This window comes from Pseudemcibacter aquimaris, assembly GCF_028869115.1.
Classification (GTDB): domain Bacteria; phylum Pseudomonadota; class Alphaproteobacteria; order Sphingomonadales; family Emcibacteraceae; genus Pseudemcibacter; species Pseudemcibacter aquimaris.
On record NZ_CP079800.1, the window covers coordinates 2,721,011 to 2,743,338 of the forward strand.

The window sequence follows — 22,328 nt, forward strand, 5'->3', positions numbered from 1 at the left end:
TAGTTTTTTATGCACCAAACCTGTTCATTAGAAATCTGATTACAAAATACTGAACAAAAAACATTGCAATAATGACATAAGGCGTTTGATAAATCGCAAGCAATATAAATGCTGATACCGTCATCGCTCCCGTAATTAAAGCATACGGAATTTGCGTCGTTACATGATTAATATGCGGACAACCCGCCCCCATGGAGGCTAGAACCGTTGTGTCGGAAATTGGTGATGTATGATCGCCAAATAAACCACCGCTTAAAATCGCCGCGATTGTCAGCACAAGATCAGCCCCAAGGATATGACCCGCAGGAAGAACTGTTGCCATTAATATTGCAAATGTTCCAAAGGATGACCCGGTGGCAAAAGACATCATCGCGCCAAGGAAAAATACAATTACAGGAAAAAAGGCCGGATTTAATCCATCACCAACAAGGCTTGCAAGATATGGCCCTGTTTCAAGTTCCCGACATATAGAACCAAGTGCCCACGCAAGCGCAAGGATCGCGCCCACCTGCATCAAATTGCCGACCCCCTTAAAGAAACTATTCATTGCTTCAGTATAACTTGTGCCTTGATAGCGTCTCATCACATAAGCACATCCCATTGACGCAAAAATATATGAAAGACAAAGCCCAGCATTGACGTGTGTACTTTTAATACCTTCAGTAAAAGCATAATAACCCAGCACCCCACCAAGCACTGTCAACATAATCGCAAAAGGCAGGATCACCATGATAATTTTGGTCTCACCTTCTTCCTTACTCAATTCATCATTTTGCTTAATCGTTTCGTTTTCATAACTTTTTTGTGCAGCGAGCATAGGTCCAAAATCTTTACCCGTACTAATCACCATCGGCACAGCAAAAAGGGCAAGAAATGCATAAAATTGATATGGCCAGACACTAAGCAAGACCGAATATGATTCTTCATTAATCCCCATTCCTAAATATGAATTTTCAATCAGGCTCATAATATAAACGCCCCAGCTGGCCACCGGGATCAGGATCACAACGGGTGCAGCCGTTGTATCAATAATATAAGCAAGTTTTTCACGGCAGATATTAAGCTCTCTATAAACGGGACGAAACAGAGGCCCGACTATTAATGAATTTGCCGTATCACTGAAAAAGACACTGATACCGGAAATCCATGTCGCGAACTGTCCTTTTTTCTTGCTGGATACAAGCTTTACAATTGCTGTTGAAAAGGCACGTGCGCCACCACTTTCTTCAAGCAACCGGACAAACCCACCAATAATCAAAGTAATCATAATAACTTGCGTGTTAGATGGGCTTGAGACTTGGATAAATATATGGTCTCTCATTAAGGAAACAGGTGCAAAGAATGGATTAAACCCACCAAGAATAAGTGTCCCGCTTAGCCCCCCGAGCGCCAGTGAAAAAATAACATTGCGCGTATATACTGCCAGAAAAATACTTATTACCGGTGGTATTACCGATAAAAACCCATAAGTATCCAATCTTCCTCTCCCTTATTTTTTATAAATTCAAGAGTAACGCCAAATATACTATGGTCAAGGAGTTATAGTTCACACGCCGTTTTTAAAATAATTTTATCACTTCAAAAACAAAACCATAATGCTATATATGATTTTAGAAAATAATTAGAGAAACCAATATCGTGACAATGCAATATACAAAATATAACGATTACTTTGAATGGCCGAGAATGCCTGGGGAAGATCTCATTTTAATTAATGACATGTATCTTCAGTTATTAGATACGCAATGGCAATCTCTTCAGGAAATTCGACAGGGCCAAACAAAACAATTGGAATTTTTACTTGGGTTTGCAAGAAACAATGCGGCTTATTTCGCCAATATGGCCTCTAATTTTGATATGCAGAAAGCGCGCAATTTTGCTGATTTATGGAAACAAGTTCCTATAACATCAATACAACAAATTGCCCAATCCGGAAATACCATGATATTGCAAAATATGCCGGAAAAGCATGGAAAAAAACTACCTCTCGAATTAATATCTACAGTTCACCCGCCTGTAAAAATTGTCGTGAGTCAGTATTGGATGGCAATACGCAATGCATGATTTGCCCGCCTTTTTCATGATTTTAAATGGGATCAAAAAAATACGCTCGTCGACATTTCAATCGGCAATGTTCAAGTAAGTACGGCCAATCAAAATGGCTGGAAACTTGCTAAAGAAAGTGGTCTTGGAATTAATGGTCAACTTAATCTTGAGGAAAAATCACTTCCTGAATGGTTGAATGACATTCAAGAAAACTTTTACTGTCGTACAAACGTTCTGATTTTAGAAAAACTGCTAAAGCATTATGAAAATGACGAACTAAAAAACTGGCAAGGCGGTATCGTTTTTGTATCGAATAATGCTCACCTTAAAATCTGTGAAAAAGCAAAAGATAAAGGCCTTTCTATCATTCCAGTCCTTATTCAAAAAGGGTTCGGTATGATAGCTGCTGCTTGTCCAGAAGAAGGAAATCTTCATGTACAATCAGATTCAGTTTTACTGGAAAACATAAATGGTAGTGTTGTCGCCTCTTCACTTCATAATTTTGCGATGCCGCTTATCAGGGTCGCATCTGGGTTACCAATTAGCCCCAGAGAACCATGCAAATGCGGACGCGGGTTAGAAACGATTAAGTTTCTTCAGTAACTTCGCTGATAATATCCCTTAATTTTCCGCCATCTTTTTGCGGAATGTCATCAACGCGTTCCAGTGTGACATTAAAATTAAAAGTAGGGAACATTTCCTCACCTGCTTTAATCATGCGGTTCTGGATATCTTCTGATAGCGGCTCATCAGAAACATATCTAAGTACAATGTCATCATATGTTTTTTGAACATATTGCAATTTACGAACGTCAATAAAGGCATCTTTATCGCTTAGGTTCGTAATCGGTCTTACCCGATCACCACCACGCAACCGTATTAAGTCACGCGTACGTCCCAGAATGTTTGAAATTGTCATTTGCTGTCTGCCGCAGCTACAGTCGGGCCCGGCTTCAGCAACATCACCAAGTTCGTATCTTATCAGTGGCATTGCTGTATTCGTCAGACTAGTCACGATCACTTTGCCATTTTCACCCGGTTTGGCATCAGTTCCATCATCCTTGATAATTTCCAAATAAACATTATCACCCTGTACATGCAAAAGCCCACTTTCCGGGCATTCAATAGCAATACATCCTGTTTCACGGCTCGCATATTTATCGGATAACTTCGCGCCGCATACCTCTTCTGCCATTTCTCTAAGGCCAAGCATCGTTGGTTCACCATAAAGCAGAAAATGTTCTACGGACGATATGTCAATTTCATGCTTCTTGGCATATTGGATCATTTCCTTGGTATAGGAAGGATAAGTAACCACATATTTTGGTCTGACTTCCGATAACCATTTCACTTTTTTGGCAAGTGATAATGAAACGTTATTCACATAATAATCATTATCGGGATAATTAAGATGCCAACCATGCGTATGCTGAAAATCATTATCCCCTTTTTGATAAAGTTTAGACGTAAAATAACCCATGGGCTGACTGCCATCTAAACCAACCCAATCATACCACCTGCGTTGCAGCACAACATTTACTTCATTCAGATAACTCGACATTTTTGTTTTTACAGGCTCACCCGTTGAACCGGATGATATATTTTCGTAAATCGGCCCTCTTTCCAAAGACAAATCAGTAGTTTGTAGTTTCTCAAAATTATTTTGAAGATCAGCACGCTTTAAAATTGGTAGCTTTTTAAATTCTGTTAAATCAATTCCCTTTTCACTATCGATCTTCAAGCCACTTAAACGCTTCATGTAAAAAGGTGTTGTTTTACGTGCAAATTCGCATAACTTTCCAAGTTGACGACACTGAGCCTCAAGAATTTGTTCCTTGCTCCACCACTGTGTTTTTTCCAACTGGTCAGAGATAACCGATAGCGTTGATGATGAAGAGCCGTTTACCGCGGGCCACACCATTCCGGGAATAGCACCGGGAATTAGTAAATCAGGAGAATAATTTTTCATTTTAAAACTGCATGTCTATTTTTTGATTTTATTCTATACAAAAAACAATTGATTTAAAGAGTTAAAATGAAAAGAAATAATACATTTATAGTGGCACAAAAAAAGCGCCCCATTGGGCGCTTCATTTAGCCGTAATATATAAAAACATTACTCTTCGCAATCTTCCTCAACAGCGGAAGTCCAACTGCAAAAATCCTCACAATCAAGCTTTTCAATGATTTTAAGGGCCTGTCTTGCTTTTGCTTCATTTTCTTCGAGCAATTCAGAAAGCCGTCTTTCAGTAAATTCTATTTTTTCATGAACAGGAGATTTTATCGGCTCATCTTCATTATAAAGCACCTCTTCTTCAAGAGCGGAAATGCTTTTTAATTTTATATCTTCATAATATGGATCATATTCCACATCATTATTAATTTGTTCATGTATCTGGTTCCTATCTGAACCATCCTCATCTGTTAAAATATCCTTTAACTTATTTAAACCTATCATTTTTTTTGCCGCACCATGTTCGAGTCAAGGTTGTATTGTAACAAGGAAGTATAAACAATACGTTACAATTCAAGGTTAATAAATTATGAAAATTAGGACATAGCAGTACACAAAACATATAAAAAGAGCGCCACTCAGGACGCTCTTTAAATACATTCTATCAATACAACTTATTCGCTAGCTAAAATAACCTTACTTCTTTTTTGGAAGTATGCGTCATTAAACGCTGCAACTGGACCGCTTAAAATTGCCTGATATTCTGGCTTAAGCGCTTCCCAACGATCATTGATATGCGAGAAACGGTCACGCATACGCTGGTTCATTGGCGGCACGATATTATCGACAATGCGGTAAATATCCTGCATATCCGCAAACACCATATCCGGCCAGTTTAAGATGTCCTGGAAATATGTACGGTCAACGCTGACCACTTTTGCTTCCCATGCATCCACGGCATCAACGATTTCCTGGGCCAGTTTTTTAAGATCTTCATCATTGGCATCATCTTTAAGCTGGGCTTTCGCCTGCTTGCGGGCATCGCGTGCCGTTTTGATGCTATCGGTCAGATCACGAAGGGCCGCATCAATCTGGTCCGTCAGATCATATTTTTCCATCAATTGCGCATCTGTTACTTCAATGCGTGGATCATATGAAATTGTTAATGGTTGTTCCATTACCTCGCCATCGAAACTTAGACGCACCGTATATTCACCCGGGCGTTGTTTAGCGCCATCAGTGATATTGTCATCACCACCGGAGATAATATAAAGATCATCGATCTTTGAATAATTTTCACCGCGGTAATCCCACATTGCCTTGTTTAAGCCTTTGTTCGCCGGAAGCTTATAAGCACTACCCGATCCACCGCCATCACGGTTTTTCGCGTCCGACTTAAGGGTACGAACCACATTGCCAGAACCATCAAGAATTTCCATCTTTAACGGCTTTTCCGCAAGATCATATTCATCACCAAGCGTATAATAAATTACCGCCTGCATGGTCATATTACCAACACGTGCATCATAGGCTGTTGCTGGTGCATAAAGATATGCTGCATCCTCATCACGGTCTTCCGCGCCCTGACGAAGTGGTGATAGATCATCAAGCACCCAGAAAGCACGTCCCTGCGTTGAAATGGCAAGGTCAGTTCCATTTACCTGTAAATCCGTGATCGGAACAGTCGGCAGATTTTGTTGATAGGCTTGCCAGTTGTCACCGCCATCAACAGAAATATACATCCCCGTTTCCGTTCCTGCGTATAAAAGGCCCGGGCGAACCGGATCTTCGCGAACCACACGTACAAATGACCCTTCCGGAATACCATCCGTAATCAGGTCCCAACTGCGACCATTGTTGGTTGTTTTATAAATATATGGTTTATGATCATCATATTTATAACGCGGTGTTGCGATATAAACCGTATTCGGATCATGCGGTGAAATTTCGATGGAATTTACCATACCGTCTTCGTTATCACGTGGGGTGACCTCTTCCCATGTGGCGCCGCCGTCTTCTGTTTTGGAAAGCATACCGTCGTCGGAACCCGCCCAGATGACATTGCCATCATATGGGCTTTCTGTAACCGAAAGCAGCGCATTATAACTGTCTGTTACCTCACGTGTGATCGTATCAGGGTTTGTTTGCTGATATTCACTTTGGTTTTTGGTCAGGTCAGGACTAATGTCCGTCCATGTCACACCACGGTCGTCTGATCTATGGATCACGTTACTGGCGTGATAAATCACCTTTGGATCATGTGCGGATACAAGCACCGGCGCATTCCATTTCCAGCGATAACGACGTTCATTCGGATTAACCCCGAAACCAAGCTCGCGGTATGGTTCCACATTCCTGCGGATTTTTGTATCGCTGTCATATTCATTAAGCTGACCAAGATAACAACCACCATACATATAACGCGGATTATTTTTATCCATGGCCACATGGGCATTTTCACAGCCCGCCACAGAAATATAAGCATCCTCACCCATGTCACCGCTTACGCCCTTACTGGCGATACCAACCGATGAATTATCCTGTTGGCCACTGAACATACGGAATGGGAAACTGTTATCCGTATTAACGCGGTAAAACTGCGCTGTTGGTTGGTTATGAATGGATGACCATGTTTTACCACCATCAAACGTTACCGTCGCACCACCATCATTGGCGTTAATCATGTTAAGACTGTTATCCGGATTGATCCAGTGACCATGATGGTCACCATGCGGTGTACGGATACGGTCAAATGTTTTACCGCCGTCCGTTGAACGATACATTGGCGCGTTTAATGTATAAAGCGTATCCGCATCATTCGGGTCCGCATAAATATGCATATAATACCATGAACGGGAAACAAGCTGACGGTTTTCCGTCACATGTGTCCAGTTTTCACCGCCGTCCACGGATTTATAAAGACCACTATCCTCGCCGGTTCTTTCATCATCACCCGCTTCCACAAGCGCATAGATCAAACCATCCTGCGCGCCCGATGGCGCGATACCGATTTTACCTAGATAATCCGGCAGGCCATTTGTGATTTCTTTCCACGTGTCACCACCGTCCATGGATTTATAAATACCACTGCCCGGGCCGCCACTACGCATGCCCCACGGGTTACGGTTTTGATCCCACATGGTTGCGTAAATAATACGCGCGTTATTCGGGTCGATCTTCATATCCACGCCGCCGGATGTTTCATTGGTAAAGAGCGTACGTTCCCATGTTTCACCGCCGTCTGTGGTTTTATATACGCCGCGTGTTTCTGTTTCTTCCCACGGGCTGCCCTGTACCGACACAAGGATTGTATCCGGATCATTCGGCATTACGATCACTTCTGAAATCTGACGCGCGTCTTTAAGACCGATGTGTTTCCATGATTTACCCGCGTCAGTGGACATATAAACACCGTCACCATAACTGGATGCCACATGGCGGTATGGACTTTCCCCCATGCCGACAACAACTACATTCGGGTCTGTTTTTGAAACGGTCACCGACCCGACAGATGCGGTACCAAACGTACCATCATCAACAGGTTCCCACGTATGGCCCGCATTCACGGTTTTAAACACACCGCCGGTTGACCCCATGTAATAAGTCTGATCATCACCAACAACACCCGTCACCGTGGTCACACGACCACCGCGATACGGCCCCACAAGACGGTATTCCATCGCCTTAAGGTTATCTTCGTTAATAATACCGTCAGCCGCACTTGCCGGCACTGTCATCAGCCCCGCCCCGACAATCCCGGTCATACAATATGTCAATAAATTGGATTTGAACTTAAATCCCATTCTATCCTCCCAGATTTTTTGTTTCTAATGATCCAGAGCTTACAAGGGAATAGGTGGGTTGGCAATGGCAGATGTTAACTTATAACACTCATGCTGAACTTGTTTCTGTATAATATCTTACTAGTACCCAAATCTCTTGTCGTAAGCTTCTTTAAAATTTTGAATTTTAATGAAATCAAAATCTTTTTTTCGGCGATCACTATAACTCTTCTCTGACAAGAGTAACTCGATCTTCTCAATTTGTTTTAAAAGACAAGTACAAAAAACTTTTATTTTTACTCTGAATTTAGTTGTTTTACATACCTCAGATTTTGGTAACTTTCCTTTCAAATCCGATTCTATATCTTCATATTCAATAATCTCAACTTCCATAACATGAGGTTCTTTTTTGTCTTTATAGATGAACCAGTCATATGTTCCTGGCTCATCATACCATGTGAAATTAATATCATTGTAGCTTTGTAAAAATTCGGTAATACCGTCTAGCATCACATCTAATGGAGATCCAAAAACATGTGTAGGGCCCATATGGTATACTTCATTTGTTAAATACAAATAGCATCTACTCCTCCCAACACCTTCTAGAACATACAAGATATCTACATCATCAGTCTCAACACTCGACCAATCCTTTCCATCATCCACTGCTTGAATTATTATAGTCCCCATTTATTCCCCCTCTACTTACAACGTCACCTTCGGCCTGACAATTGTATTGGCAATCAGTAGACCCGCTGAAATCACCAGTGCCACAATGAACATTTGCAGGAATTGATCGAAACCGCGGCTGCTTTCTTCGGTAGCGGCGATCATTAATCCTTGGAAACCGACCGATCCACTGACCATCACGGTGATGGCGGGGACAAGCACGATTGATGTGGGGCGATTAAATTTTCTGGCCCACAGGTTACCGTAAACGGTGGCGGTGATCGCGCCAACCAATGTTCCCAGATATTGAATTTCAAACGTGTTACCGAATATCACACCCAGATAGGATATAAGACAACACAGCATCACCCACGGAAAATCGCGTATTAATGACTGGTACGCAATCCCAAGGCCAATGAACAACAGCGGTAAAAACAACCATAAACCAAGGCTTTCACTAACGGCGCCGGGCACCGGATCACCCGGAAACAAAAATCCGATGGTCGCAAGGCCGAACCACGCACCAAAAAATTGCTTGAGCAAATAAATCACACCACTGATCAGGTTTTCACTGCCCGACACCACATGGTTACTGACGATTTCCACGATACCGGCCGAAACCGAAAAGCCGGGAATGATGCTGATGATCGCGGCAAGCACAATCACCGACACGTTGATTTCCGGCATAAATATTTTAATCACCGCGGTTATAATCCCGATGGTATAGGCACTGGAAAATGGTAGTAATTCCAAAACCCTGCCCCCATATTGATGGGCCACATGCACATTGCCATACACAAGTATCGCCAGCGTTCCCGCGATTACAATATCCAATATATTGCCGGACATCAGCCCCGCAAAGCCGACCCCAATGAATAAGAAACTGACCGCCTTGGCAAAAGGGCCCCACGGGTTGGGAAGTTCATCAATTTCCATCAATATATCATAAGCATCATCAAGGGTCATACCGCCGCCCACGACCGCCTCGACCACCTCACCCACACGGGCGAGCTTCGCCATGTTAAAGCTGCCTTTTTCGACGGCTTCCATATGGACGATTTGGTCCATTTTGTCATCTTTCCAAAAGGCATAGATGATTTCAGAACGTGTCGAATGGAAATGACCACCGTATCCAAGTGCCTCTGTCACCTGTTTCAGATATGATTCCAGACGCGCCGCCGATGGGCCATACCCATGGGCGATGATGCCAAGCTTGATGATAAAGCGTCTGGCAACGCTGTATTTTACTGTTCTTTCGTCTGTTAAAACCTGATCCGTCATGGCCATTAACTCATTCATTTTTGTCTTAAAATTGACGTTAAGCGATTTTTATAAAAAAGAAAAACAAATTAATTATGACGTTATTTCATTTTTATATGTTCTTGTTTTGTTCTTATTTATTTGATATCATGAGTCGTTCATTACATTAAAGAGAAGAATCGAACCATGTTGGAAATTCCGACAGGGCTGGGGTGGCTGTATCTTGATTTAAACAGTTACTTTGCCAGCGTTGAACAACATATGAATCCGCGCCTGCGTGGTCGTCCGGTGGCGGTTGTGCCGTCCAACACGGACGCGACCTGTGCCATTGCCGCCAGTTACGAGGCAAAAGCAAAAGGCGTTAAAACAGGCACAATGATTTATCAGGCGCGACAAATGTGCCCTGACCTTGTCACCGTACCGGCACGTCATGATTATTATGTGGATTATCATCATAAAATCATGGACCAAATCGCGAAATTCTTGCCGCTTACCAAAATATGTTCCATTGACGAGGTGGCATGCCGGTTGATGGGCACGGAACGCGAAGAAGAAAACGCCCTTGAAATCGCCCGCAACATCAAACGCGCCATTGCAGAAAATGTGGGTCCCACCCTTGGGTCATCTATCGGTATTGGTCCCAATCGGTTCCTCGCAAAAGTGGCAAGCAACCTACAAAAACCAAATGGACTTAGTGTGCTTTACGCCACGGAACTTCCCGAACGTCTTGCACATATAAAACTTTCCGACTTGCCCGGTATTGGCCGCAATATGAATGAACGGTTGCGCCGTGCGGGGGTGACGGACCTGCCCACATTTTGGAACCTTGACCCAAAACACGTAAGACGCATCTGGCATAGTGTCGAGGGGGAACGGTTCTGGTATGCCTTACGCGGTATTGAAACCACCACAAACGAAGACCCCGTGCGCCGCACCGTGGGCCATAGCCACGTGCTTGCCCCCGTTATGCGGCCCAGACATAAAGCAAGGATCGTCGCACGCCGCCTGACGCTTAAGGCCGCAAGCCGCATGCGGCGTCTTGGTTATTTTGCGAAACTTTATGCGCTTTATGTGCGGTTTGATGTACCGAAAAACACAGGGCAGCGTTACAAATGGACCAGCGATATTAAAATCCCGCTCGCCGAAGACAGCTTTTCATTTTTAAACGCGCTTAATATGCTGTGGGAAAAAATGATCGAGGACGGCACCCCGCCCCGCATCAAACAGATCGGCGTCAGTTTTTACGGTCTTGTACCCGCCGATAAAATAATGCCGGACATGTTTAAAGAACTCGATGACCCGGTGGCGCAGACCCAAAAAAAACATGCCAAACTTTCAACCGCAATGGATCAAATCAATGAAAAATATGGCCTTGATACCGTGGTTCTTGGCACCCTTCCCGAAAGCATGTCACGCTTTAGCGGCACCAAAATCGCCTTTACCCGTATACCTGAAAAGGCTGAATTTCATGAATAATTCTTGAAAGACGCCCATCAAAGCCTTACATAGAAGTCATGACTGGAAACTTTAAGGAATTATGACATGACAATTCCATTAACGGCAAATGAAACCATGCCGAAAGCCGAACTCCTTGCCGAGATCGAGCGTCTGAGAAAAGAAAAAAATGCTGTAATCCTTGGGCATTATTATCAGGACCCTGAAATTCAGGATTTGGCCGATTTTGTCGGTGATAGTCTTGATCTATCCCGTAAAGCCGCAGCAACAGACGCAGATGTGATTGTATTTTGCGGTGTACGCTTCATGGCGGAAGTCGCAAAAATCCTTAGCCCGGAAAAAACCGTGGTTCTACCAGATATGGATGCGGGTTGTTCACTCGAGGATAGCTGCCCACCGGAAGAATTTAAAAAATTCCGTGAAGCACATCCTGAACATTTATGTCTGACGTATATTAACTGTTCCGCTGATGTTAAGGCGCTTTCCGACATCATCGTCACATCATCAAACGCCGAATATATTCTGGACCAAATTCCGGCAGATCAAAAAGTAATGATGGCACCGGACCGCCATCTTGGTGCCTATCTATCCAAGAAAACAGGCCGTGAAATGGTATTTTGGCCAGGAAGCTGCATTGTTCATGAACGCTTTTCTGAAAAAGAACTGATTAAGCTTAAAGCGGAACATCCGGACGCACCGGTAACAGCACACCCGGAATGTCCAGCCCATATTCTGGATCACGCGGATCATGTGGGATCAACATCATCGATCCTTAAATTCGTGCTTGATAATCCGGCAGAAAAATTCCTTGTGGCGACAGAGCCAGGCATCCTGCACCAAATGCAGAAGTCAGCACCCCATAAAACATTTATCGGTGCCCCGGGTGCAGATGGTAATTGTAACTGTAACCAATGCCCATATATGGCATTAAACACACTGGAAAAGCTTTATCATTGCCTGAACACGCTTGAGCCACAAATTCAAGTGGATGAGGAAACACGCAAAAAAGCGTTAGCCCCACTGAATAAAATGCTTGAAATGTCACCGGCACAAGCCCCCGTTCCACCAAAATCAGGACGTGCTTTCTAAGATGCCTTTATTCAAGGAAGAACTTCGTTCATTCATCCGAATGACACTCGATGAAGATATCGGCCGTGGCGATCTGACCACGCTTGCCACCATTCCTGCGGATAATATCCTGAAGGCAGAAATGAACGCCCGTGAAAATATGGTGATTGCAGGTATTGAGATTGCCGAAAAAATCATCCACACGGTTGATCCTGCGATCAAGGTTGAAATTCTGGTTCAAGATGGGGTTGAGGTCACAGCTGGCAATGTCATCATGCGCCTTGAAGGAAACGCAAGAAACATCCTGACCGCAGAAAGATCCGCACTAAATGTGTTGCAACATTTATCAGGTATCGCCACATTGACCCGCACATATGTGAAAGAAATCGAACATACGGAATGTCGGTTACTTGATACCCGAAAAACCATACCCATGTTCAGGAAACTCGCGAAATATGCCACAAAAATGGGCGGCGCCATGAACCACCGTATGCGTCTTGATGACGGGATACTGATTAAAGACAATCATATCGCCAGCGTCGGTTCAGTTAAGGCCGCCATTGACGCCGCAAAAAATTACGGTTCAGACGCCAGCACCATCGGTATTACCGTTGAATGCGACACACTGGATCAAGCAGAAGAAGCAGTGAACGCAGGCGCGGACCGCCTACTGCTCGATAATATGTCAAATGATATGCTACGTGATGCCGTTTCAAAATATAAAGGCCGCGTGGGGCTTGAGGCATCGGGCGGTGTAACGCTTGAAACCATCAAATCCATCGCCGACACAGGCGTTGATTATATTTCCGTTGGCCGCATCACACAATCTGCACCTGCCGTTGATATTGGGCTTGACTATAAAGTTTAAACTGGCATATTCGCTCTTATATTCAGTATCCAGTTTCCCCGAACTGGCCGGCCTTGATAAAGACCGGAAGGACTTATCCTGAATATTAAACTAAGTGAGGAGACCTTCCATGACACTCGCTAAATCAAACTCATTATTATTATTTGTTGCAGCCATCTGGGGCTTCAGCTTTGTCATTCAAAAATTGGCAATGGATCTTATGGATCCGTTTATTTATAACGCCTTTCGCTTTTTGCTGGCGAGCCTGTGTCTTCTGCCGATCCGGTATATGAGACGCGGCAACATCGATATCATGCAAAGTAGTGATAAACGCCATATGCTGATCAGCACGATCATAGCAGGAACGATCATGTTCGTTGCGGTTGCTTTTCAACAAGTCGGCATTAAAAACACAACCGTATCTAATGCCGGATTTATTACCGGGTTATACATCGTTTTTGTACCGATCATTGGTGTTTTTATCGGCCACCGTTATAAGCACGGCATTTGGGTTGCCATCCTTATTGCCTGCGCGGGTCTTTATCTGCTTTCCGGAATGGAAGGCTTAAGCATGAAGCAGGGTGATTTTTTCATTCTGATCAGTGCTGTTTGCTGGGCATTACATTTGATTGTTATTGATCATATTTCACACAGACATCATCCGATTGCATTTGCAATCAGACAATTTTTTGTCTGTGCAATGCTAAGCTTTATTGCCGCAATTATCACAGGTGAACGTCTGTTAATTACTACGCCAACAGAATGGTTCTATATCGCGGCCAGCGGCATGATTGCCATTGCGATGGGATATACGATCCAGATTTATGGTCAAAAAGTAACGCCACCATCACAAGCGGCGCTTATTTTTAACACCGAAGCCGTGTTCGCTGCGGCCGCAGGATATTATTTCTTAAACGAAATACTGGGGCCACAAGCCTTAATCGGATGTGTGTTGATGCTTATTGGTACATTAATGGCTCAGTTCTTCCCGCCGTTAAATCACCGGGCGACAGAGCAAAAATCATTACCATAAAGAATCTTATTTAAGCCGCTCTTCAAGGGCGGCTTGATCCTTTTTCGCAAAACCAATGGCCCAGTCATCACCGATTTTAAAAATCGGGCGTTTGATCATGGCTTCATTTTCCGCAAGCAATTTTATTTTACCCGCATCATCAAGGCTTTCTTTTTGATCATCCGGCAATTTGCGCCATGTGGTGCCACGGGTATTTAAAACCAGATCGATCCCAAGCGCATCCACAAATTCAGCAACCATTTCTTCATCAATGCCGTCTTTACGGTAATCATGGAATGTATAATCATGACCATTTGCATCCATCCATTTGAATGCTTTTTTCATGGTGTCACAATTTTTAATACCGAATATTTTTATCATCAATTATTCCTTTATTTTTACTACCAAAGGCAGTCCTGAAAATCCGTAACCATATGAAACAATAATCCGAGCCCCACGATCCGGACATATGTATTTTTTATAAAAAGCATCCCAAAATACAATGCAATGGCATAATATGAATGCAATGGGTGAAAACCAATGCTACAGCGGTTCGGATCAAATATCGGATCAGCCAGCAAATGATCCAGATCAACCAACATGGTCGCGATCATGATAAACCATGCCCATTTCCAATTATCTTTAAAGAAAAGCCACGCGAGCATTCCCGGTACAATAAAATGCAGGCTATAATGAACAACCGTTTGTAAGTTTGGGATAAACTCCATTATGCCTTGGACCCGCTAACCACTTCTTCTGGGTCGGCATGGATGAATACTTCCGCTGTTGGGTAATTTTCCATGATTTTGACTTCGACCTGATCGGAAATTTCATGGGCATCAAAAAGACTGATGCCATTTTCCAGCTCCATATGAAACTGAATGAAAATATTAAGCCCTGAATATCGGGTTCTTAATTCATGTATGCCAATAACCCTATCATGTGATTTGATGATGGATATGATTTTTTCTTTTTCATCATCTTCCATTTCCTTATCCATAAGTACATCGGTGCTGGCTTTAAAAACTTCCCATGCACTATGCAAAAGATAAAGACAGGCAATCCCGCCGAACAATGGATCGGCATAAACCATATTGAAATAACCCCCAAGCACCAGCGATATAGCAACCCCAAGGTTTAACAGTATATCCCCGGTGTAATGCATTCCATCTGCCTCAATGGCGATGGATTTGGTTTTCTTCGCAACATAACGCTGATAAATCACCAAAAGCACCGTAAGCACAATGGACGCGATAATGATGCCGATACCCAGCTCGGTTTTCGCTATTTCTTCAGGGTTTTTAATTTTATCGACCACCTCATACATCAGCAGTATCGATGTCGCGGTAATGACAAAGGCTTGTAATAATCCTGCAATCGCTTCTGCTTTACCGTGACCAAAACGGTGATCATCGTCGGCCGGTACCATTGAAAACCGGACGGCCGCGAAAATAATAATCGACGAAAGACTATCCATCACACTATCAAGAAGCGTACCAAAAATCGCGACCGAACCACTTTCAACATATCCATATGTTTTTAGGATAATAAGCGTCACTGCAACACTTACCGATGCGGTTGTTGCACGCTTTAAAAGTTTTTCTGATTCCTGTTTGGTCGTGATTTCATTCATTATGGATAAAGGGTTTCTGTATCCCAATCCCCTTGTTCATTGCGCAAATAAATATGACGATCATGAAGTCTGAATTTTCTATCCTGCCAAAATTCGATACGGCGTGGTTTAAGTCTAAACCCTGACCAAAATTCTGGACGCGGTACTTCGCCAATACCATATTTGGTAGTATATTTTAAAATACGACCTTCAAATTCAAATCGCCCTTCCATCGGCTGGCTTTGTTTTGATGCCCAGGCGCCAATCTGGCTATCTTTCGGGCGGCTCGCGAAGTATGCATCAGCTTCTTCATCACTTACCTGCTCAACCTCGCCTTCAATACGAACTTGCCTTGCTAAGCTTTTCCAATGAAAACAAAATGCCATGTTTGGATTTCCGGCAATTTCCTGCCCCTTACGGCTTTGTAGATTTGTATAAAATACAAACCCTTCTGGACTATAGTCTTTTAACAATACCATTCTTATTGATGGGCGGCCTTGATCATCAACTGTGGCAATTGACATTGCCTCTGCCATATCTTCGGATTTTCCTGCCTCTTCAAACCATTCGGCAAATCTTTCAAAAGGATCCTGCATTTTTTTCCAACCTTGTAATGCTTTATTTAATTATTAACTATATGATAGGTAATAAAGAATATATTTAAAGCAATATAAAGGATAAAGAAATGACGAATTTTAAGAGCATTGCAAAAATCACTTTGATGATGCTTATGTCATTATCAGTCATGTCTTGTACGAAAGAAGAAAGCGGCACATTGCTTGGCGCTATTGGTGGTGCCATCATTGGTTCTGAAATTACCGGTGACAGTTCAACTGGTGTGATGCTTGGCACACTTGCTGGTGCCTATGCTGGCCGTGAAATTGGCCGCAGATTGGACGAAGCAGACCAGCAACAAATGTATAATACAACGCAAGGCGCACTTGAAAGTGGCGTATCTGGCGAGGCGCAAACATGGTATAACCCAGATAGCGGAAACCGCGGCACCGTAACACCGCAACCGGCCTATCAAGACACACAAGGCGAATATTGCCGTGAATATCAGCAAACAGTGACAATTGGCGGCGAACAGGAAACTGCCTATGGTACAGCATGCCGCATGCCAGACGGCACTTGGAAAATTATAAATAGCTGATTATAAATAGCACGACTTAATTTATGTAGAATGGAATAATGAAAGATCCATATAAAGTACTCGGCGTCGATAAAAATACGAGCCAGGCCGATTTAAAAAAGAAATATCGTAAGCTGGCGATGAAACTTCACCCGGATCAAAACCCCGGTGATGAAAAGGTTGCTGAACAATTTAAAGAGGTTTCAGCGGCATACGCCCTTTTAAGTGACGAAAAAATGAAAGCCCGTTACGACCGCGGCGAGATTAACCCGGACGGCAGCGAAAAAGGATTTCATAGATATCGCCAAAATGCCGGCGGCAATCCATATGGCGGCGGTTTTGGTGGCGGCCGTGGTGGCGGTAACCCATTTGGTGCCGGGTTCGACGCAGAAGATTTATTTTCAAGTATTTTTGGTGGCATGGGTGGTGGCGCTGGCGCTAGAACCGCAGGCGGCAGAGCGCGTGCGCAGTCTCCAAGAAAACGCGGTAAGGATAAAACCTACACAATCAATATTGATTTTCTTGATGCCGTTCTTGGCAGCAAAAAACAAATCACCTTGGAAAATGGCAAGACCCTGAACATTAAGACACCCGTCAATGTGAAGGAAGGCCAGCAAATAAGGCTTAAAGGCCAGGGCTTACCCGGAACCGGTGGTGGTTCAAGCGGTGACGCTTTAATCGAAGTTAATATCAAAAAGCATCCCTATTTCACTAGAAACGGCAATGACATTCTGATTGATTTACCCATAACACTCGAAGAAGCGGTGATGGGGGCAAAAGTAACCGTACCCGCCTTAACAGGGAAAATCGCCCTTAAAGTTCCGAAACATTCCAGTTCCGGAAAGATAATGCGCCTAAAAGAAAAGGGTGCAATGGACCCAAAAACCAAAAAAAGAGGCGATTTATTGGTCAAACTGCAAATCATGTTACTAGGCGATAATTTGGCCGGGCTTGAAAATACTGTTAAAAAATGGTCATCTAAAGATAAAGAAGCAGAAATAAACAAGATTCGCGGTCATTTGGATTAAATGGAAAAACCCATCAGTTTCATAAAATTTTTATTTAAAGCCATTGCTAACTTTAATAAGCATGATGGCATGGTAATGGCCGGACATCTTGCCTTTCTTGGCATGCTCGCACTATTTCCATTTATCATTTTCTTGGTATCCCTCGCTGGCACATTTGGCCAATCCGCTGCGGGTACCGAGGCACTTGATGCATTATTTAACAATATGCCGCAAGATGTTGTGGTGGTTCTAAGGGGTCCCATTGAAACAATGGTATCCACATCCGGCAAGGGCATTATGACATTCAGTATCATCGGTGCGCTTTGGGTTTCATCATCCGCTATTGATGCGGCACGTCTTGCGAATGTTCGTGCCTATTCCACGGTGACAAGGCGCCCATACATCAGACGCCGTGCTGAAAATCTACTGCTTGTCATACTTTCCGCCAGCAGCATCATCCTTGGTATGACGGCCCTCGTCTTCGGACCTGTCATATGGAAAACCATAATAAGCTTTATTCCCATTGATACAGATTGGAATTTATTATGGAACCTAATCCGGTTATCAACCAGTTTCGGGCTTATATTTGGCGCACTTTGTCTCGCCTATTTCGTGCTTAGACCAAGGAAATTGACCATCGCCGGGCCTGTAGCACCGGGTGCACTAGCCGCAATCGTTTTATGGATGATCGTTGGTAACGGATTTTCCATGTATTTGAAATATTTCGGCAACTATGATGTGACCTACGGAAGCCTCGCCGGTGCTATGATCGCACTGGTATTTTTCTATTTTTTAAGTGTCGGATTTATCCTTGGCGCGGAAATTAATGCGGCGCTCTATCATCATAGACTAGAGAAATTAGAAAAAAACGAGCCAAGCGATTGAAATTTAGGCAAATTTGTGTAGGATATTTTAGAATTGATATACACACGATTATCATTTAAATACATTTGGGAAAATACCCAGAGGAACAGTAAAAATGGCTGAAAAAAAAGGACTTCTGTCAAGCAAACGCGGCATCATTATGGGCGCTGCCAATAATCGCTCAATTGCGTGGGGCATTGCGAAAAAAGCGGCCGACGAAGGGGCAGAACTTGCTTTCACTTATCAAGGCGAAGCTCTTGAAAAACGCGTACGCCCGCTTGCGGAAAGTGTTGGTTCATCACTTGTACTTCCATGTGATGTGACGGATAACGCATCTATTGATGCCGTATTCGCAGAACTTGAGAAAAAATGGGGCAAGTTGGATTTCCTTGTGCACGCAATTGCATATGCCGATAAAGAAGAACTTGATGGCCGTTATGTTGATACATCGCTCGATAATTTCTTAAAAAGCATGCATATTTCCTGTTATTCATTTACAGCCGTTGCACAGCGTGCTGAAAAATTAATGACCGATGGCGGCAGCATGATTACGCTAAGCTATTACGGCGCAGAAAAAGTGATCCCGCATTATAACGTTATGGGTGTTGCAAAAGCAGCACTTGAAGCAAGTGTAAAATATCTTGCTCGTGATCTTGGTCCAAAAAACATTCGTGTGAACAGTATTTCAGCAGGTCCGATCAAAACGTTGGCAGCCAGCGGCATTGGTGATTTCCGTTATATCCTGAAATGGAACGAATTAAATTCACCAATGGGGCGCAACGTAAGCATCGACGAAGTGGGTAATGCAGGCGCATATTTCCTTAGTGATCTTTCGTCTGGTGTCACCGGTGAAAATCATCATGTTGATGGTGGTTACCATGTGATGGGAATGAAGCGCGAAGATGCCCCAGACCTGACCTTAAACAAGGACTAAAATTATGTCAGATAATTCTTACGGCAAGCTTTTCCGGGTTACCACCTGGGGGGAATCGCACGGCCCAGCCATTGGTTGTGTCGTTGATGGCGTACCACCACGCATTCCGGTCACCGAAGCCGATCTACAAGTTTATCTGGATCAACGTAAGCCGGGTCAAAACCGATTTACAACACAGCGCCAAGAACCAGATCAGGTTAAAATCATGTCCGGCGTATTTGAAGGAATGACCACCGGTACATCCATCAGTTTGGTTATTGAAAATAAAGATCAGCGTTCAAAAGATTACGGCGACATCAAGGATAAATTCCGTCCGGGTCACGCGGATTATACCTATAACGCGAAATATGGTATCCGCGATTACCGTGGTGGCGGCAGATCATCCGCACGTGAAACGGCCATGCGTGTTGCGGCTGGTGGCATTGCGCGTAAAGTTCTGGGTGATGATATTAAAATCACCGGTGCTCTTGTTCAAATCGGCGACAAAAAAATCAACCCTGACAATTGGGATGATAAGGAAATTAGCAACAACCCTTTTTGGTGCCCGGATGCCGACATGGTTCCAGAATGGGAAAAATATCTGGATAGCATTCGTAAGGCCGGCAGTTCAATCGGTGCTGTGATCGAGGTTCGCGCTAGTGGTGTTCCTGCTGGTCTTGGCGCACCGATTTATAACAAACTTGATACCGACCTTGCCGCTGCAATGATGAGCATCAACGCGGTTAAGGGCGTTGAAATTGGTGCAGGGTTTGGCAGTGCTGCCTTAACAGGTGAAGAAAACGCAGATGAAATCCGCATCAAAGATGGAAACCCTGAATTCACAAGCAATAATGCCGGCGGTATTTTGGGGGGAATATCATCGGGGCAAGAAATTGTTGTGCGTTTTGCCGTGAAGCCGACGTCATCGATCCTGACGCCACGTGATACAATTGACAAACACGGCAATGAAACGGAAATTCTTACCAAAGGTCGCCATGACCCATGTGTTGGCATTCGCGCAGTACCAATTGGCGAGGCGATGATGGCATGTGTACTTGCCGATCATATTATGCTTCACCGGGCGCAATGCGGATAATAAGACATGTCAAACCATCCACCAGAAAGAATTGAACGACCTTCTGCGTGGATTGGCAAAAACATGGCCGCAAATCCTGATAAATGGCTTACTTATTTAGACCCTGAAGAAATTCAGGAACTTGAACATGCCGCGGATCATTTTCTTGAAACATCAAAAAACATTGGTGAAATCACAATTAACGATTTTCCATTGCCATTACTTTCTGGGCGACTGGCCAGCTTAAAAGAAACATTGATTAATGGTATCGGTTTCGAAGTCATCCGCGGGTTACCCATCAACGAATATTCGAAAGAAAAAGCAGCCTGTATCTTCTGTGGTATCGGCGCACATTTAGGGTCCGCAAGATCACAGAATGCCGCCGGACATATCCTTGGCCACGTTAGAAATGTTGGGGCGGATGCAAATGATCCAAACACGCGTATTTATCAAACGTCAGAACGACAAACATTCCATACGGACTCAGCCGATGTTGTCGGATTAATGTGCCTTAAAACCGCGAAAGAAGGCGGCGGATCATTACTGGTCAGCACCGAAACGATTTATAATAAAATGATGCGCGTTAACCCGGAACTAACGGCATTACTTTTTGACAATATTGCAACGGACAGGCGCGGCGAAGTACCAGATGGCCAAAAACCCTATTTCGAAATTCCGGTACTGAACTGGCATGACGAAAAACTTACCGGGATGTATCAGCGCCAATATATCGAAAGTGCGCAGCGTTTTCCAGATGCACCGCGTTTAACCAATAAACATATCCAAGCACTTGATCTTTTTGATAGTCTTGCCAACGACCCTGATCTTCATTTTAGAATGGAGTTAAAAGAAGGTGATCTACAATTTGTCTATAACCATTCACAGCTTCATGACCGTGAAGGCTTTACCGATCACCCTGAACCAGAAAACAGACGCCACCTTTATAGGCTATGGCTGTCATTAGATGGCGACCGTGAATTACCGGAATGTTTTAAAGAACGTTACGGCAGCATTGAAATAGGTAACCGAGGCGGCATCATTACCCCCGAAACAAAACTTACTTTTGAAATTGATTAGTCTTTAAGATTATCCACAAATCCAAGAATGGATTGAATACGGATGATGTCGTTAAGGTCATCATGTGATGCTCCTTGAAGAACAGCCTCTTCCTGACGGTCATTCCAGTGATCAAGGAAATTCATTTTTTCTTGGTTATCAGGATTTTTGGCAAAACTTAATGATACGTGGTCTTCAAATGTAATGACTTCGGCTTTAAATAATGTGGCGCTCATTTTCGCTACTTCGTCGGCTGTTGCATTTTTCAAATCAATTGTGCCAGCCACTTCTTGCCAGACGGGTGATACATCAATTGATACGGCTTCGGTTTTTTTTGGTGTTTCAGAAAGCGTTTCTTTTACAACCTTGTAAGCGCGTGCATTATCAGACGAAACAGGCATTTTATCGCCAATTTCATTTTGGTTACTATTATTACGTACCAATTCGTTAATGCTCATATTATATGCTCTTACACCATTCATTATTCTGTCCTTGCTGTTTATCTTGCCCAAAAACATTGCAAGGACTATGCCAATTCCGCATTTTTGCGAAACACACCTATTTTCTAGCGAAATT

Annotated in this window: 23 protein-coding genes; 12 read left to right on the forward strand and 11 right to left on the reverse strand. The window is 43.5% G+C overall.

Annotated features, from left to right (window positions below):
• Positions 1-7 precede the first annotated feature (7 nt).
• Complete coding sequence (locus tag KW060_RS12780) at positions 8-1,477, reverse strand: Na+/H+ antiporter NhaC family protein (RefSeq protein WP_476704316.1); 1,470 nt, start codon at positions 1,475-1,477, stop codon at positions 8-10.
• A gap of 209 nt (positions 1,478-1,686) precedes the next feature.
• Between KW060_RS12780 and KW060_RS12785 the strand changes: the two genes are divergently transcribed.
• Together KW060_RS12785 and KW060_RS12790 are read left to right on the forward strand one after the other, a co-directional pair.
• Complete coding sequence (locus KW060_RS12785) at positions 1,687-2,064, forward strand: hypothetical protein (protein ID WP_249035778.1); 378 nt, start codon at positions 1,687-1,689, stop codon at positions 2,062-2,064.
• Positions 2,065-2,238: 174 nt separating this feature from the next.
• Positions 2,239-2,649, forward strand: a complete 411-nt coding sequence (locus KW060_RS12790) for a hypothetical protein (RefSeq protein ID WP_249035779.1) — start codon at positions 2,239-2,241, stop codon at positions 2,647-2,649.
• On the opposite strand, the gene KW060_RS12795 is transcribed toward KW060_RS12790, so the two are convergent.
• The 5 genes from KW060_RS12795 to KW060_RS12815 all read right to left on the reverse strand — a co-directional run bounded on the left by KW060_RS12795 (position 2,633) and on the right by KW060_RS12815 (position 9,750).
• The gene (locus tag KW060_RS12795; RefSeq protein WP_249035780.1) at positions 2,633-4,015 is read right to left on the reverse strand and encodes a phenylacetate--CoA ligase family protein; all 1,383 of its coding nucleotides are present in this window, start codon (positions 4,013-4,015) and stop codon (positions 2,633-2,635) included. The two genes, KW060_RS12790 and KW060_RS12795, sit on opposite strands and share 17 nt — an antisense overlap.
• Positions 4,016-4,162: 147 nt before the next feature.
• Complete coding sequence (locus KW060_RS12800; RefSeq protein ID WP_249035781.1) at positions 4,163-4,504, reverse strand: hypothetical protein; 342 nt, start codon at positions 4,502-4,504, stop codon at positions 4,163-4,165.
• A gap of 170 nt (positions 4,505-4,674) precedes the next feature.
• Positions 4,675-7,803 (reverse strand): VPS10 domain-containing protein, encoded by a 3,129-nt coding sequence (locus KW060_RS12805; protein WP_249035782.1) that lies wholly within the window; start codon positions 7,801-7,803, stop codon positions 4,675-4,677.
• 120 nt (positions 7,804-7,923) lie between these two features.
• A complete protein-coding gene (locus KW060_RS12810; protein ID WP_249035783.1) occupies positions 7,924-8,472 on the reverse strand; it encodes a hypothetical protein in 549 nt (182 codons plus the stop codon).
• A gap of 15 nt (positions 8,473-8,487) precedes the next feature.
• The gene (locus KW060_RS12815; protein WP_249035784.1) at positions 8,488-9,750 is read right to left on the reverse strand and encodes a threonine/serine exporter family protein; all 1,263 of its coding nucleotides are present in this window, start codon (positions 9,748-9,750) and stop codon (positions 8,488-8,490) included.
• Positions 9,751-9,897: 147 nt separating this feature from the next.
• On the opposite strand from KW060_RS12815, the gene KW060_RS12820 reads away from it, so the two are divergent.
• The 4 genes from KW060_RS12820 (at position 9,898) to KW060_RS12835 (ending at position 14,114) form a co-directional block, all read left to right on the forward strand.
• Entirely contained in the window at positions 9,898-11,187 is a 1,290-nt protein-coding gene (locus KW060_RS12820) for a Y-family DNA polymerase (RefSeq protein ID WP_249035785.1), read from the forward strand.
• Between the two features lie 66 nt (positions 11,188-11,253).
• A complete protein-coding gene (gene nadA / locus KW060_RS12825; RefSeq protein ID WP_249035786.1) occupies positions 11,254-12,255 on the forward strand; it encodes a quinolinate synthase NadA in 1,002 nt (333 codons plus the stop codon).
• A 1-nt stretch (position 12,256) separates the two neighbouring features.
• Positions 12,257-13,102, forward strand: coding sequence for a carboxylating nicotinate-nucleotide diphosphorylase (gene nadC / locus KW060_RS12830; protein WP_249035787.1), 846 nt, complete (start codon positions 12,257-12,259; stop codon positions 13,100-13,102).
• Between the two features lie 109 nt (positions 13,103-13,211).
• Positions 13,212-14,114: a DMT family transporter gene (locus tag KW060_RS12835; protein ID WP_249035788.1), complete on the forward strand. Its 903-nt coding sequence runs from the start codon at positions 13,212-13,214 to the stop codon at positions 14,112-14,114.
• Positions 14,115-14,120: 6 nt separating this feature from the next.
• Here KW060_RS12835 and KW060_RS12840 read toward each other — a convergent pair whose 3' ends face one another.
• From KW060_RS12840 to pdxH, 4 genes are read right to left on the reverse strand one after another with little or no spacing between them, the layout of a single operon-like run.
• Positions 14,121-14,474 (reverse strand): ArsC family reductase, encoded by a 354-nt coding sequence (locus tag KW060_RS12840; RefSeq protein ID WP_249035789.1) that lies wholly within the window; start codon positions 14,472-14,474, stop codon positions 14,121-14,123.
• 20 nt (positions 14,475-14,494) lie between these two features.
• Positions 14,495-14,821, reverse strand: a complete 327-nt coding sequence (locus KW060_RS12845) for a DUF6122 family protein (RefSeq protein ID WP_249035790.1) — start codon at positions 14,819-14,821, stop codon at positions 14,495-14,497.
• On the reverse strand, positions 14,821-15,726 hold the full coding sequence (locus KW060_RS12850; protein ID WP_249035791.1) for a cation diffusion facilitator family transporter: 906 nt from the start codon (positions 15,724-15,726) through the stop codon (positions 14,821-14,823). The genes KW060_RS12845 and KW060_RS12850 overlap by 1 nt, the downstream gene beginning before the upstream one ends.
• On the reverse strand, positions 15,726-16,301 hold the full coding sequence (pdxH, locus tag KW060_RS12855) for a pyridoxamine 5'-phosphate oxidase (RefSeq protein ID WP_249035792.1): 576 nt from the start codon (positions 16,299-16,301) through the stop codon (positions 15,726-15,728). The genes KW060_RS12850 and pdxH overlap by 1 nt, the downstream gene beginning before the upstream one ends.
• A gap of 89 nt (positions 16,302-16,390) precedes the next feature.
• Between pdxH and KW060_RS12860 the strand changes: the two genes are divergently transcribed.
• The 6 genes from KW060_RS12860 to KW060_RS12885 all read left to right on the forward strand — a co-directional run bounded on the left by KW060_RS12860 (position 16,391) and on the right by KW060_RS12885 (position 21,773).
• The gene (locus KW060_RS12860) at positions 16,391-16,858 is read left to right on the forward strand and encodes an RT0821/Lpp0805 family surface protein (protein WP_274757292.1); all 468 of its coding nucleotides are present in this window, start codon (positions 16,391-16,393) and stop codon (positions 16,856-16,858) included.
• A gap of 38 nt (positions 16,859-16,896) precedes the next feature.
• Positions 16,897-17,865 (forward strand): DnaJ C-terminal domain-containing protein, encoded by a 969-nt coding sequence (locus tag KW060_RS12865; protein WP_249035793.1) that lies wholly within the window; start codon positions 16,897-16,899, stop codon positions 17,863-17,865.
• Positions 17,866-18,729, forward strand: coding sequence for a YihY/virulence factor BrkB family protein (locus KW060_RS12870; RefSeq protein ID WP_249035794.1), 864 nt, complete (start codon positions 17,866-17,868; stop codon positions 18,727-18,729).
• Positions 18,730-18,823: 94 nt separating this feature from the next.
• Positions 18,824-19,642 (forward strand): enoyl-ACP reductase FabI, encoded by an 819-nt coding sequence (gene fabI / locus KW060_RS12875; RefSeq protein ID WP_249035795.1) that lies wholly within the window; start codon positions 18,824-18,826, stop codon positions 19,640-19,642.
• Between the two features lie 4 nt (positions 19,643-19,646).
• Entirely contained in the window at positions 19,647-20,717 is a 1,071-nt protein-coding gene (aroC, locus tag KW060_RS12880) for a chorismate synthase (protein ID WP_249035796.1), read from the forward strand.
• A gap of 6 nt (positions 20,718-20,723) precedes the next feature.
• Entirely contained in the window at positions 20,724-21,773 is a 1,050-nt protein-coding gene (locus KW060_RS12885; protein WP_249035797.1) for a TauD/TfdA family dioxygenase, read from the forward strand.
• Here KW060_RS12885 and KW060_RS12890 read toward each other — a convergent pair.
• Positions 21,770-22,234 carry a hypothetical protein gene (locus tag KW060_RS12890; RefSeq protein ID WP_249035798.1) on the reverse strand — a complete coding sequence of 155 codons (465 nt, stop codon included), beginning with the start codon at positions 22,232-22,234 and terminating at the stop codon, positions 21,770-21,772. The genes KW060_RS12885 and KW060_RS12890 overlap by 4 nt on opposite strands.
• Positions 22,235-22,328 lie beyond the last annotated feature (94 nt).

What these genes read in the sequence shown, in the direction of transcription:
- KW060_RS12885 (WP_249035797.1), top strand. Translation starts at nt 20,724, where the DNA reads ATGTCAAACCATCCACCAGAAAGAATTGAACGACCTTCTGCGTGGATT.
- KW060_RS12890 (WP_249035798.1), bottom strand. Translation starts at nt 22,234, where the DNA reads ATGAATGGTGTAAGAGCATATAATATGAGCATTAACGAATTGGTACGT.
- KW060_RS12785 (WP_249035778.1), top strand. Translation starts at nt 1,687, where the DNA reads ATGCCTGGGGAAGATCTCATTTTAATTAATGACATGTATCTTCAGTTA.
- aroC (WP_249035796.1), top strand. Translation starts at nt 19,647, where the DNA reads ATGTCAGATAATTCTTACGGCAAGCTTTTCCGGGTTACCACCTGGGGG.
- KW060_RS12835 (WP_249035788.1), top strand. Translation starts at nt 13,212, where the DNA reads ATGACACTCGCTAAATCAAACTCATTATTATTATTTGTTGCAGCCATC.
- KW060_RS12810 (WP_249035783.1), bottom strand. Translation starts at nt 8,472, where the DNA reads ATGGGGACTATAATAATTCAAGCAGTGGATGATGGAAAGGATTGGTCG.
- KW060_RS12860 (WP_274757292.1), top strand. Translation starts at nt 16,391, where the DNA reads ATGACGAATTTTAAGAGCATTGCAAAAATCACTTTGATGATGCTTATG.
- nadA (WP_249035786.1), top strand. Translation starts at nt 11,254, where the DNA reads ATGACAATTCCATTAACGGCAAATGAAACCATGCCGAAAGCCGAACTC.
- fabI (WP_249035795.1), top strand. Translation starts at nt 18,824, where the DNA reads ATGGCTGAAAAAAAAGGACTTCTGTCAAGCAAACGCGGCATCATTATG.
- KW060_RS12840 (WP_249035789.1), bottom strand. Translation starts at nt 14,474, where the DNA reads ATGATAAAAATATTCGGTATTAAAAATTGTGACACCATGAAAAAAGCA.
- KW060_RS12795 (WP_249035780.1), bottom strand. Translation starts at nt 4,015, where the DNA reads ATGAAAAATTATTCTCCTGATTTACTAATTCCCGGTGCTATTCCCGGA.
- KW060_RS12805 (WP_249035782.1), bottom strand. Translation starts at nt 7,803, where the DNA reads ATGGGATTTAAGTTCAAATCCAATTTATTGACATATTGTATGACCGGG.
- KW060_RS12870 (WP_249035794.1), top strand. Translation starts at nt 17,866, where the DNA reads ATGGAAAAACCCATCAGTTTCATAAAATTTTTATTTAAAGCCATTGCT.
- pdxH (WP_249035792.1), bottom strand. Translation starts at nt 16,301, where the DNA reads ATGCAGGATCCTTTTGAAAGATTTGCCGAATGGTTTGAAGAGGCAGGA.
- KW060_RS12820 (WP_249035785.1), top strand. Translation starts at nt 9,898, where the DNA reads ATGTTGGAAATTCCGACAGGGCTGGGGTGGCTGTATCTTGATTTAAAC.
- KW060_RS12850 (WP_249035791.1), bottom strand. Translation starts at nt 15,726, where the DNA reads ATGAATGAAATCACGACCAAACAGGAATCAGAAAAACTTTTAAAGCGT.
- nadC (WP_249035787.1), top strand. Translation starts at nt 12,257, where the DNA reads ATGCCTTTATTCAAGGAAGAACTTCGTTCATTCATCCGAATGACACTC.
- KW060_RS12845 (WP_249035790.1), bottom strand. Translation starts at nt 14,821, where the DNA reads ATGGAGTTTATCCCAAACTTACAAACGGTTGTTCATTATAGCCTGCAT.
- KW060_RS12865 (WP_249035793.1), top strand. Translation starts at nt 16,897, where the DNA reads ATGAAAGATCCATATAAAGTACTCGGCGTCGATAAAAATACGAGCCAG.
- KW060_RS12800 (WP_249035781.1), bottom strand. Translation starts at nt 4,504, where the DNA reads ATGATAGGTTTAAATAAGTTAAAGGATATTTTAACAGATGAGGATGGT.
- KW060_RS12815 (WP_249035784.1), bottom strand. Translation starts at nt 9,750, where the DNA reads ATGAATGAGTTAATGGCCATGACGGATCAGGTTTTAACAGACGAAAGA.